Annotated in this window: 8 protein-coding genes and 1 pseudogene; 4 read left to right on the plus strand and 5 right to left on the minus strand. The window is 51.0% G+C overall.

The window, feature by feature from the left end:
- Positions 1-345: 345 nt before the first annotated feature.
- Entirely contained in the window at positions 346-1,122 is a 777-nt protein-coding gene (locus AK2_RS15725; protein ID WP_067936877.1) for a hypothetical protein, read from the plus strand.
- A 69-nt stretch (positions 1,123-1,191) separates the two neighbouring features.
- Here AK2_RS15725 and AK2_RS15730 read toward each other — a convergent pair whose 3' ends face one another.
- Both AK2_RS15730 and AK2_RS15740 read right to left on the minus strand, forming a co-directional pair.
- The gene (locus AK2_RS15730) at positions 1,192-2,934 is read right to left on the minus strand and encodes a DEAD/DEAH box helicase (protein WP_067936881.1); all 1,743 of its coding nucleotides are present in this window, start codon (positions 2,932-2,934) and stop codon (positions 1,192-1,194) included.
- A gap of 347 nt (positions 2,935-3,281) precedes the next feature.
- On the minus strand, positions 3,282-3,557 hold the full coding sequence (locus AK2_RS15740; RefSeq protein WP_281180683.1) for an HU family DNA-binding protein: 276 nt from the start codon (positions 3,555-3,557) through the stop codon (positions 3,282-3,284).
- Positions 3,558-3,722: 165 nt separating this feature from the next.
- Here AK2_RS15740 and tnpB point away from each other — a divergent pair, with 165 nt between their 5' ends.
- The gene (gene tnpB, locus AK2_RS15745; protein ID WP_067936901.1) at positions 3,723-4,841 is read left to right on the plus strand and encodes an IS200/IS605 family element RNA-guided endonuclease TnpB; all 1,119 of its coding nucleotides are present in this window, start codon (positions 3,723-3,725) and stop codon (positions 4,839-4,841) included.
- Between the two features lie 105 nt (positions 4,842-4,946).
- Here the strand turns inward: tnpB and AK2_RS15750 are convergent, their stop codons facing one another.
- Positions 4,947-6,731 carry an ATP-dependent helicase gene (locus AK2_RS15750; protein WP_245632945.1) on the minus strand — a complete coding sequence of 595 codons (1,785 nt, stop codon included), beginning with the start codon at positions 6,729-6,731 and terminating at the stop codon, positions 4,947-4,949.
- A gap of 660 nt (positions 6,732-7,391) precedes the next feature.
- Positions 7,392-8,626, minus strand: a pseudogene (locus tag AK2_RS15755) (IS110 family RNA-guided transposase).
- 683 nt (positions 8,627-9,309) lie between these two features.
- Between AK2_RS15755 and AK2_RS15760 the strand changes: the two are divergent.
- Complete coding sequence (locus tag AK2_RS15760) at positions 9,310-10,257, plus strand: ParA family protein (RefSeq protein WP_067936890.1); 948 nt, start codon at positions 9,310-9,312, stop codon at positions 10,255-10,257.
- Positions 10,258-10,259: 2 nt separating this feature from the next.
- On the plus strand, positions 10,260-11,162 hold the full coding sequence (locus tag AK2_RS17010; RefSeq protein ID WP_157076394.1) for a hypothetical protein: 903 nt from the start codon (positions 10,260-10,262) through the stop codon (positions 11,160-11,162).
- Between the two features lie 492 nt (positions 11,163-11,654).
- On the opposite strand, the gene iscB is transcribed toward AK2_RS17010, so the two are convergent.
- On the minus strand, positions 11,655-12,503 hold an 849-nt coding region (gene iscB / locus AK2_RS15765; protein WP_169794816.1), incomplete at its 5' end, for an RNA-guided endonuclease IscB.

A 12,503-nucleotide genomic window follows, 5' to 3' on the forward strand; every position in this document is an offset into this window, starting at 1 on the left:
CCGTATAAGTCTGCATCTGCATATCGCTTTGGCACACAAACACCCCCTCACGCGCCCTTTCACTCTGCGTCTATACCCTCTGTTTGCCCGCCTAACCCAGGACGGCGTCTATCATTTGCATTGACTTGTAGGCTTCGTTACTACTCCTTGATTCCTTATAAATACTTTTTTACTCCTATTATCATCGGTTTCATGATAGCACCTTTAATGTCCACAAAAAGTGCAAATTTGATGCTGTTTTCAACGTCGGACAATGTGGATTCAAGTTCCATTCAATCAACGCTTAATATCATGAGACCCGTCAGCCGTTCGAATGCTAATCAATCCAACAGGAGGTCAGAACCGTTGAAATTCAAGGCAAAAGCTATCCTGGCGGCGGTGTTGGCGGTAGGAACGTTCGGCACAATGACTGCGTTCGCGGCGACTACGAACAGCTCGTCTACGTCTGGTTCGGGTTCACCTCCGGCGCAACACGTACAACATGGTTCGGACGGATACGGTCGATTCGGAGCAATCGCGACTGAAATCGCCAAGATTCTCGGCATAGACATAAATACCCTCAAAGCGGATCTAAAATCTGGACAAACCTTGGCACAGATTGCGCAGTCGAAGGGTATCTCGGAACAGACGCTCATCTCCAAGCTGGAAGTCGATTTCAAGCAATACCTGAACCAAGCCGTGCAGAATGGTAAATTGACTGCGAATAAAGAACAGGCGATAATTCAGAAGTTTGACTCCAATGTGCAAAAGCTTGTTGAGCATAAATTTACTGCTCATCCTGCAAAAAGAGCTCAGGCATTGAAGGCCATTGCCCAGATCCTTGGCGTTAGCGAACAGACACTCTTGCAAGACCTGAAAAACGGTCAGTCCATCGCTCAGGTAGCTGAGAGCAAAGGCATCTCCGTAGACAGTTTGGTCTCTCAATTGACAGCAAAAGTCAAAGCCCACCTTGACCAGGCTGTCCAAAACGGGAAGCTCACGAGTAACAAAGAGCAGCAAATACTGAACAACCTGCAGAAACGCCTTACGCGGCTTGTACAACACCAGGGGCCGCTTAGCTACCCGGATAAGGCGAAACCCGGAACCGCGTCCGGTGCAAGCGCCAGCGTAAGCCAAAGCTGAACAACGACAAAAACAAAGACCGTCCTCAAAACGGGGGCGGTCTTCTAAATTTGACACTTGGTGTGAGATTCATTGGGCCACAATCTCAGACTCGGCGTACTCGCGGAATCGTTCAATCCGCTGAGACAGCCACTCTTTTCCGTTGTTTGTAGCCAAGACCTTTCTACACTGTTCTGGATTGAAATTCTTAGCCAGTGTTTTGATGCGCTTCTTGGCGAAGACCTTTGCAAGTGCATCGGATGCCATACCCCGGGTCCACGTATGGTCATAACGAATGCGATACTTATCGAGCACATACTTTTGACGCGGCGACATCGGTGCGTCTCGCCACTCTGCGTCCTTTTGGATAAGTTTCGAATTGAGCAGCTGTAGAAACCCCTCAGCAATACCTTGCGCGTATTCGAGTGGCACGGGTCTGTCGTGCAGCGGCATAAACTTTTCGTTGTTGAGTTCCAGCACCGGCCAATATTCTTCTCCGTCTCGATATAGGTACGCCCATCGTGAATCGTCGAAGGAGATCGCGAAGTTGTCCTGGACCTGTTGCCACCGATACCGGGCACGATTAGCGAACAGGTTAATCGCTTCGGCGACCCGTTTGGCCTTCTCTAGCTTCTGCCGTTTCGTTTCATCCATACGGGTGAGCCACTCGGTCACACTCTCCCCGTTCTCCATAGGCAATTCGTCAGCGCCGGCACCCGCTACTGAAACGTGGCTGTTTTGCTTGCGTTGCGTCTTCATGAGGCGCGTGAAGGTTTGCAGCGACTTATCCTCACTGGCACCAGTGAGATCCATGACAAGCGCATCGGTCTTGCGCGGATGAAGGCGAAGCGCTCGACCCACCATCTGCGTATAAAGCGCTTGGGAACGTGTGGGCCGGGCGATTACCACCGCATCCACGTCCGGCTGGTCATACCCCTCAGTGAGAATTTGGCAATTAACTAGAATACGTAGGCGGTTTTGCGCGAACGCTTCCAAGATGGACGCCCGCTCTTCAGCGGGCATCCCACCGTCAACAGCCGCACATGCCATGCCTGCGGCCTGGAACCGTTCCGCCAACGCCTTCGCGTGCTTGACGTCGACCGCGAACACCAGCGATTTCCGTCCTGGGGCGTAGGTTTGTACAGCCTCTACTACTGCGTCGAGGGCACCATCAACGTTCATCACGTACGACAATTGCTTGGCGTTGTAGTCTCCGCCCACCGTACGAATGGCGCTAAGGTTCAGTCCAGGAACCTCGACCTTTATCCCACGCACATCCGCCAGGTATCCGTCCATGATCATCTGCAGTATCGTGCGTTCGTACGTGAGATGTTCAAATACGTCTCCAAGCTCTGTCTTATCCGAGCGTGAGGGTGTCGCCGTTACTCCGAGTAGAGGAGGCCCGTCTGGTTCAAACACCCGAAAGCGTGTGAGTACCCCAAGCGCACCTTCCGCCCGGCTATGGTGGCACTCGTCATAAATGATGAGTCCCGGCTCAGGAACCTGCCTCCCGGCCACCAAGGTTTGCGTGGACGCCAACAACACCATTCCCAGTTGCTCGTTTCGCCCGGCCTGAATACGGCCAATTAAGGCATCAGGCCAGACGTAGCGAATCTTTTGTTCTGCCTGGTCGAGCAACTCGGAACGGTGGGCGATCACAAGGATAGGCTTTTCTGCTGAAACATCTTCGTAGAACCGTCGGGCAATCGCCCCGAATACTACCGTTTTGCCCGCGCCCGTAGGCAGGACAATCAGTTGACGACGATGGTTAGAGAGGGCGTCGAAAAACGCCTCAACAGCCTCTTTTTGATAGGGACGAAGCTGAAGTTCCACCTCGGGATGCCCCCCCTTTGTGCTACAATATTTTTCGAATCTTATCCGCCTCTAGCCGCCGTATAGGCGGTGTCTTTTTCTGACACCGTCACTCCCGGCGGCGAAGGAAATACCATGCAAGAGCTGCCAACGCGATGATTACGATGAGCATGAACGGAAGGTGACGTACCAACTGATAGCCAATCCCCCAACCGATTCCGTGAACAATGGCTCGGCCGAACACGTGTCCAAGATGTGCATGGGAATAAGAATACGAATGGTAATATACAGGGTGATAGCGCATATGTCCGTGCTCCTTGTCGTTCCATGCCCTCCCTCGTGAGAGGGCACGGTTGTTCTGCCGCGATTTACGCTTTAACTACTGTCTTCAGCTCCTTACCGGCCTTAAACGCCGGCGCAAATCCCGCAGGAACCGTGATCTCTTCGCCCGTCTGTGGATTCCGCGCGCGACGCTCTGCGCGTTCGCGGACCTCGAAGGTCCCAAACCCCGTGATTTGCACCTTCTCCTTCCTCGCCAGCACTTCCTGAATCGAAGCGAACACAGCGTTGACGGCTGTATCAGCGTCCTTCTGTGAGAGTCCTGTCCGTTCTGCGACCTTGCGCACAAGCTCAGATTTCGTCACGAAACAAAACCTCCTAGATATTCTTGATTTCATCATTAGTGTAACATGTATACATATCATAGACTGACCTTTTTTACACCGTTTTTTACAAGAAACGCGCGCGAAAGCCCACTCCTTTAGGGGTGGGATGAAGCGCGATATGGTACCATTTTCTTGGTGATTTTGGTGCACAAAGCCTATTCCTTCCGTCTCTATCCGACGAAAGAGCAGGAACAACAAATCAGGCGAACAATAGGTTGTTGTCGGTTTGTATACAATCACTTCCTCGCCCGTCGAAAAGAAGTCTACGAGCAGGACGGCACCACCTTGAACCAATACGCCTGTATGCACGAGTTGCCAGCGTTGAAACAGCAGTACTCTTGGCTTCGGGATGTGGACTCCACTGCCCTGCAACGGGCGGTGGAAGAGCTGGACAACGCCTTCCAGCGGTTCTTTCGGGAAAAGAAAGGCTACCCACACTTCAAGAGTAAGAAACACCCGAAGCAGTCCTATACGTCGAAACGCAACGGAAGAGAGGACGATAAAGCGACCATCCGTATCGAAGGTAGCCGGATTCGGTTGCCGAAGGTGGGATGGGTGAAGTTCGCAAAGTCCCGCGAAGTGCAAGGACGAATTCTCTCTGCGACGGTGCGCTTAACGCCTTCGGACAAATTCTTTGTCTCAGTGTTGGTAGATACTGAGATTCCATCCTTGAAACCAGAGACGACCGCCATTGGCATCGACCTGGGATTAAAGGACTTTGCTGTGCTCAGCACCGGGGAAACGATCTCCAATCCCCGGCACCTGCGAAAACACGAAAAGAAACTGAAACGCTGGCAACGGATTCTTTCCCGTCGGAAGTCCGGAGGAAAGAACCGGGAGAAAGCCAGGCTGAAAGCGGCCAGGCTGCATGAGAAGGTACGCAACGCCCGGCTGGATTTCCTGCACAAGCTGTCCACCAGGCTCATTCGCGAGAACCAAGTGATCTGTCTGGAAGACCTGCGCGTGCAAAACATGCAGAAGAACCACCGCCTGGCGAAAAACATTTCAGATGCCAGTTGGTCTGAGTTTCGTCGGCAGTTAGAATACAAAGCGGTCTGGTACGGAAGACAGATATCTGTCGTATCTCCGTCGTTTCCGTCCAGCCAACTTTGCTCCAATTGCGGATATCGAAACTCTGAGACAAAAGATTTGTCTGTACGCGAGTGGACGTGCGCAAACTGCGGCGAACACCATGATCGCGATGTGAACGCCGCCAGAAACATTCTTCGAGAAGGATTGCGACTATTGAATATGTCCGCCTAAGCGGACTCAACCGTGGGACACACGGGGATAGCTTGGAGCCGCAAGGCAGAATCTTCGGTTGCGAGGATGCTCCCAAGAATCCCACGGCTTTAGCCGTGTGGAGTGTCAATGCTGCAAAACACGCACATACCGCGATAGCTCTACCGGTTCTCCACCGTATTCTTTAGCGGCCATGAGATACAGGTTCTCCTTGGCGCGTGTGATTGCCACGTAGCAGAGCCTCGTTTCCTCGCGCAATCCGGGGCCTGACATGGACTTTCGGTGGGGAAGAATCCCCTCCACCAGGTCCACAACGAACACCGTCCACCATTCCAGTCCTTTTGACTTGTGGATGGTCATCAGCTGAACGGCGTCATCCTTGGGTTCCTTCGACTTTTCAATGACCCAGTCCACATACCGTAAAAACTCCGGCACAGTCCTATACCTTGAGGCCGACTGAATCAGCGAATCCACCCACTTGACCGGCTCGTCCGCGTCTTGTTGGCGCACCACCGTCGGGTGCTTGTCCACCAGCCAACGTAGGGCCTCTGCCGGGCTTTCGTATCGGCTCAACTTTTCCACGGTCTCGCGGAATTCGTGGCACTTGGGATGAGCCATCACTGCGTTCCAACCGCCGGCTTTCACTTCCTCAATGACCTGTCTGGAAATAAAGCGCTTCGGCCGATTGAGCAAGGGCAGCCATACGCCTGGATCGGAATGATCCTGTGTGATACGGAGGTAATTCAGCAAAGTCTTTACGTCATGGTTTTCATAAAAGTGCTTGTCCCCTACGACTTGGTACGGAATGTCGTGTTCCGCCAAGAGTTCTTCATACACACGGGACTGAACGTTGGTCCGATACAGTACCGCGTACTCGCTCCAGGGAATACGCGGATAACATTCATGCAAACGCGAGATTTCCTCGGCAACAAATTTAGCCTCGCCCCAGTCGGATTTCGACGTGATAATTTCAGCAGTGGAGGTGTCCTCTGACACCTGACGAGCCGCTTGAACACGTTTGTCGATCTGGTGGCCACGGTTTAAGGCAATCACTTGCCCAGCGATGTCAAGGATCAGGTCGTGCGATCGGTAGTTCATGTCGAGCACAATCTTTTTGGCGTCCGGAAACTGTCTGTGGAATTGGAACATCAGATCCGGGCGGGCGCCGCGAAACCCGTAGATGGACTGAAAATCGTCACCAATCACAAACAGATTGTGAGTGTACCGAACCAACTCCAGCAAAAATAGCCATTGTGCGAGATTCGTGTCCTGAAACTCGTCCACAAGCACGTATCGCCAGCGTCGGCTCCATCGGTCACGAAAGTTCGGATCTGACTTGAAGAACCGCAGGGCGTATAACAACATGTCATCGAAGTCGAGAATGTGCTGCTCGGCCTTTACCGCTTCATACGCGGAATAAACCTTAGCCAACACCTTGTCCGATACATTCTCCGGCATGAGCGCCTCAGCCTTGGTCCGAGAGACATCTGTTAGGGCCTCCTGCGTGCTTTTGTACAATGGACCCACGCCGTGCGGATTTATGTTGCTGGGTTCACTCAACACACTTTCCATAAGCCAGGACGGATCGGTGGCGACCCTCCAGTCTTCTTTGCCCAAGATGGATTTGAGCATACGATATGCAATGGAGTGCATCGTACCGATAGTGACCTGTTTCGCCGCCTCCCTGCCTACTATGTCTATCAAGCGGGTACGCATCTCCTCCGTCGCCTTGCGGGTAAAGGTACAGGCAAGAATGGTACGGGGATCTACGCCGCTCTCGATGAGGTACTGAATCCTGGCAATGAGCACAGCAGTCTTGCCAGATCCGGCGGCTGCGATGACCATGCAGGGTCCGTCTCTGTGCCGTGCGGCCGCCTGTTGGGCTGGGTTTAGTTCTTGGAGTGTAGGCACGTAGAAGGTGCTCCTTTCAAAATTCGCATAAACCGTTTCTACGGAATCGGTTACTATTTGACGTTCCGTAATTCGCGTCTCTGGGGGTACACGCAGAATGTGCGTGGAGAAGCGCGGACAATCCGGGGAGTGTTTCCCGTGTGGGTTGGTAACTAGACAATAGGCTGGGGGTTGTATCTGATAGCGCCGAATATGCATGGGCACCGGCCGCTCGGGTTTACACATACACAGAAGGGTGGCATTCGCGCTGTAGAGTCGATGTAATACACTCTGCACATTCGTGCCACCCTCGGCTAATTCTCCATCCAAGCGCGTTATCCCGGCCTCCGTCTTGGCCTCAATCCACGCCACGCTCATCCGCCTCGCCCCCATCTCCCATTGTGCACGAGACTGGAGGCTGAAAAATGCAAGTTTGATGCAATCTCAGTTTGTTCACCGACTGATTCGCGCGGAAACCCCTGCCTTTAGGCATGGGGAGGAAGCGCGTTCCCTTTCGCATTGATCGGTCAGTGCTATAGTAGAGTCATTCTCCATCCACTACTTTTAAATTCTATTTTGATGAGAAAATAGGGTTCCATTGAGGCAGTGAATTCACGGGTGACCCTGTTATTGGGCAATAGGATGCCCGGGACGCATAAATGACCTTTTGCGCTTGGTATGTTACACCAAATCTGGTTCTGGTTTGATTACCGTGTATCCCTGTTTTTGAAGACGGCGGATCATTAGCTCCTCGGTGGATACAGGCTTACGCTTTTCGAGGTAGTCGTGGCCAAGTTCGTTATAAGGAGTACCCGTCCTGAGCAAATGGTACGCAATTACCAAGATCTTGTGCGCAACCACGACAGTGGCTCGTTTCTTCCCTTTACGCCCGGCCACTGACCAGAACTTTGAACCCAGAAAGGTTCGAGTTTTACTTGCTGCCCAAGCTGCCTCGAGTAGCGCAGATTTTAGCGCTTGGTTGCCCTGCGTCGTTTTCGTCCGTTTTTTTTACCAGCACTCTCGTTATTGCCGGGGCTGAGTCCAGCCCACGATGAAAGGTGGGATGCCGAAGGAAATACGGACATGTCCGTTCCAATCTCAGAAAGGATCACCTTGGCTACATTGGGTCCCACTCCTGGAATCGTTTGTAACAATTCTTCCTGCTGTTGATATGGAGCAAAGTAGTGTTCCATGTCTGCTTCCAGATCTGCGATGGACTTCTCGAGAAACTCAAGGTGCTCCAAAGAACGCTGAATAATCTTACGGTGATGCAGTGTCACTCGACCGTTGAGTGCTTGGACGAGATCCGGGATCTTTGCTCGCAACCGACCTTTAGCGAGATCCGCCACTTGTTCGGGATCAATGGCTTCACCATTGACCAGAGCATCGAGCATGAGGCGGCCAGACTTCCCAAATACGTCGCTCATGAAGGTGGAAATCTTGATGTTGGCATCTTCTAGCACCTTCAGAATTCGATTACGCTCTGACGTTTCGTAGCCCTTTAGCTTTCGGCGGTATCGAGTCAAATCCCGCAGTTCACGTATCTCACGGGGTGCAACGAAGCTGTTGGATACCAGACCGCAACGATGCAGTTCGGCAATCCACTGTGCATCTTTCTTGTCAGTCTTGCGGCCGGGGAGATTCTTGATGTGAGCCGCATTAGCGAGGGTCACATCGCAGGTGGCCTCAAGGACGTTAAATACTGGTTTCCAGTACGCGCCGGTGCTTTCCATGGCAACCTCTGTGCAACCGAGTTCGGCCAACCAGTCGGAGAGTTCGAGTAGCCCAGAGAATACGGTGGAGAACTCTTGAATGAACATTTGGGGCTTCTCTTCTAGAGGTCCCTTGAGAACGCAGGCGACTACATTGGCCTGATGAACATCCAAGCCAGCACAGCATTCTCGGATGGCGTCCAAGTGTCCTCATCCTTTCCAAGTAGGGCACAACCGCCTGACCGAAGGAAATTTGATGGATGTGCTCGTGGCAACAATAATTTGTGCTCAAGGCGGCTGTGGCTAGTTTAGAAGTCGGGGTCGACACCCCATAAATAAAACAACCTTCCTGTCCTACTTGGTTTCATCTTGGATCATGGACGCCGACCAGTAAACACTACAGGACATTTTCATGATAATATTGTGCCCCGCCAGGGGCATGAGGGTTTAGAAGGCTATCCGTAAAACTGTGTTGAAATAGAATTTTAAACTTCCAATTATTCAATTGGTTCTCCATCTCGTGTCGGAACACAGGTAAATTCAATGCTTGGCATTAACAACACTTCATTTCCGCATGTAGGGCAAGTTATAAGATGGTCGCTATCTAACTCCTGCTGTCCGCCTAAAACTTCATCGTGAGAGTGCTTTTCTCGGCACCATGGACACTTCCAATAATCAACAGTTTTTTTTCAATGTTTTTCGAGTTTTCGCCACAGAAATTCCTCCAAATCAAACTGGAAACCAAAATCAATATATCAACACGCTTTTACGAAGACCCTTTAGAACTAAGGTTGGCGTTAGAACTAAGTATAGAATAAGCTGTAACCTTGACTCTAACTTAGTCACTTCGGTACCATGAATACAAATTGCCTTTAGGAGGCGTACAGATGGCTGTTACTTTGTCCTTCATGCTGCAGAAAGGCGGCGTAGGTAAGACGACAACCATGGGAATTATGTCGTTCTTGCTCGCTCGAATGGGCAAAAAGGTCCTGGCCGTCGATATGGACTCACAGGGAAATGTTAGCACGTTACTGTTACAACGAAATGTATACACCTTCTCCAACGAGACAATTCTTGAGGCAGTTGAGGACCAAGACCCGCGCCCCTACATTGTTCCGTCCGATGAAATCCCCAACCTTCATGTTATCCCAGCGGATGATCTTCTTGCGATTTATGGGCGACGCATCTATGAGATTCAACGAGAAGAGCAAAGATCTGTTCCACCGCTTTTATATCTCAAACAAACCTTGGATGTAGTGCAAGACGAGTACGATTATATCCTAATTGATTGCCCTCCCAGCTTAAATGAACAAACCCTTTCGGCATTGGCTGCCTCAGATTGTGTCGTGACGGTTCTCCAAGCGGAGGTTTATGCCTATCAAGCACTCACGCGTTTCTTTGAGACTTTATTTCATGTCAAGAAGAACGTTAGGCCAGACCTCGTCATGCTCGGTATCGCCGTCGGCTTAACAGACCGATACACTCTGCAAGACACGATTTTGGACGAATGCCGAGATGAATATGGTGCCCTGATATTTAACACGGTGATACGCAGACTCGCCAGAGTTGCCGAATTCGCCACATTGGGCATCTCTGACGCACGAAAGGACCAAAAGACCGCTCTCACGCAATACGAAGACTTGCTAAAAGAAATTCTGGACCGTATCGACTCAGGATTCTACGACAACTCCATCTACTTACGAGCCCTTCAGAACAGGTTGTATTACATCGAAGGAAAATTGCAGGAGAACCTTCCGGACGTTAAGCGTATCCGTTTCGAAGGACTGCGCGATGAGACGCTTCAGCACATTGAGATCGCAAAGGAGTGGGTATAATAATGGCCAGCGCGAGAGACAAGCTTCGTAATCGCTTGAAAGCAGAGAGGCCGCGCTCTCCCTACGAATCTCTCTTCGACGGAAACGATGTTACAGACATATCGAATGATGTGTCAAAGAAAAATGTTCGTACCAAATCCACTGTTACTACTGACTCCAAGTCTGGTATCGACTCTAGAGTTAACTCTCGTTTTAGTTCCAAAGTAGAGTTCAATAATGACGGTAATGATGACTTTAGTTCTAATTCCGATACTGCTACTCGCGTTAATTCTGGTATCCATACTGATGCCGATACCAATAATGATTCCGATGTCAGCGTCAGCGTTGGTTCAGTGACTAATACTAAATCCGACTATAGTGTTGACATTGATCCTAATGTTGAAATAGATACCGAATCTAGTAATGACGCTTCTATCGATTCTGGTTTAGATATTAGTTCTGACGTCGGCATTAGTTCTAAGTTGCGTAATGGTACCAACTCTATATCTGATAATATTTCTGATAGTAGTTCTGGTAGTAGTATTGGAATTCGAATTGAATCTAATTCATATTCTACTTCTAGACCTAGCCTTGCTTCTACAACTAATGCACGTGCTGATATTGACTCTAACTCTAACTCTAATTCTGGTTCTAACTCTGAAGCTACATCCTCATTCGGAGATCCAGAAGCTGCACAACAATACGTCGAGAATTACTTGAAAGCCGCGGCACAAAATCTCATAAGCGTTCGCAATGGACGCGTTGTGAAGATGAAAAAAACCGATACTTACACACATACAACATTGTATTTGGATAAGGCAATCCAGCCGCGACTCGAGCGTTATCTCAAGCAGACTGGGATCGACAAGTCTCCCTTCATCAATGTGGCAATTAGTTTTCTCCTTGATCATCTTAATGTGAAGTAACGCACCAACGCACTCCGGCGCGGGGAGGCCCCGACGTTGCCCGTGGAGCGATGACTCCCGCGCCGAGGCAAATTCGAATCTGTCCCCGAGATGTCGGACGGTTGCGCGCCTCTATTGCAAAATTTAAGGCCGCCGCAGCCAAACGCCAATAGAAGAGTCTAACAAAGTCCAATAAACATAGAAGGCTCAGTACCGGCCACTGACGTTCTGGGTTTAGTATAAACTGCGGACGTCTCTCTAATCTGTGGCAGGGGTCGAAATTCAGATTTTCAAGCACTCCAGAATCGGCGACAGAGCAGAGAAGAGCCATAGAACGAAGTAACCCCCCGGATTACCAGAGGGTTACTAACCAGCTACGCAGGATTAAGTTTGCCTTTATAATACCACGGTGTGAATAAAGTTTCAATCGGCAAATCTACAATTTCATCGAATTTGGCGCGGCGCGGATACCCCTGTCTCTAGGCATGGGGAGGAGCGCCGCGCTTCCTCCCTTCAAAAGCCGTATTGATATCCATCTGCCTTGTGCACGATCTCGCAGTACCGATGCGAAATCCCATCCACAGTGCCTACACGAAAATATCCTGTTGTTCGAACTGACACTCGGCCCGCGTGGATGCCACGGTACTTACCTTTCGGCACCACGGCTCGTACCATATCTCCGGTCTGGAATCCCTTGAATTTCTTCTGACGTGGCACGAGCCGATTCGGAAACCCAAACTTGTCTGTTCTGCACCGTTGCCTTTTACCATGTCCCTTCGCGACGATTCGCAGCACTTGCATCTCTGGGTGAAGCAGTACACGCTCTCCAGATTTTCCTACACAGGCTGCGTCGATCCAGTGTTTCTTCGGATAGTCCTGCGACATGCGATTGTGTTTCGTCCTCCCGCCGCTTCCTGTCTCCACGAGCAAACCCGTCGCTTGGAGACGCCGGAACAGCGCCCAACGGGTTGCGTTCACCACAGCGGCTCCTTTCAGTGGTGCCTTAAGTTGAGCCTTGATTCGTTGGAGACGCTGAGGATCGCGGGCCAAAAACTCTTCAATTGGGCGGTTGCCTTTGGCTTGGTTGCACCGGTGACAGGCGAGCGTGAGATTGGATACTCGATCCGTTCCACCCTTTGACCTCGGGACCACGTGCTCGATTTCCAGCGGTACTCCTTCAACATCACAGTAGGCGCATTTTCTTCCCCACTTCTCCAGCAGGTACTCTCGCACTTCGTAGCCAAAGAGGGTGCCATGTTGGTACTCCACCCCATGGATCTCTGGGGTTTGGAGTTTTTGCGTGTCGAATCGCACCAGTTCCATCGAAAGATGTGAGACCGGTGCCAACCGCCGCAACCGGGC

Source organism: Alicyclobacillus kakegawensis NBRC 103104 (assembly GCF_001552655.1).
Taxonomy (GTDB): Bacteria; Bacillota; Bacilli; order Alicyclobacillales; family Alicyclobacillaceae; genus Alicyclobacillus_G; species Alicyclobacillus_G kakegawensis.

Bases quoted from the DNA above. Each gene is read 5' to 3' on its own strand.
- AK2_RS17010 (WP_157076394.1), top strand. From the start codon at position 10,260: ATGGCCAGCGCGAGAGACAAGCTTCGTAATCGCTTGAAAGCAGAGAGG.
- AK2_RS15760 (WP_067936890.1), top strand. From the start codon at position 9,310: ATGGCTGTTACTTTGTCCTTCATGCTGCAGAAAGGCGGCGTAGGTAAG.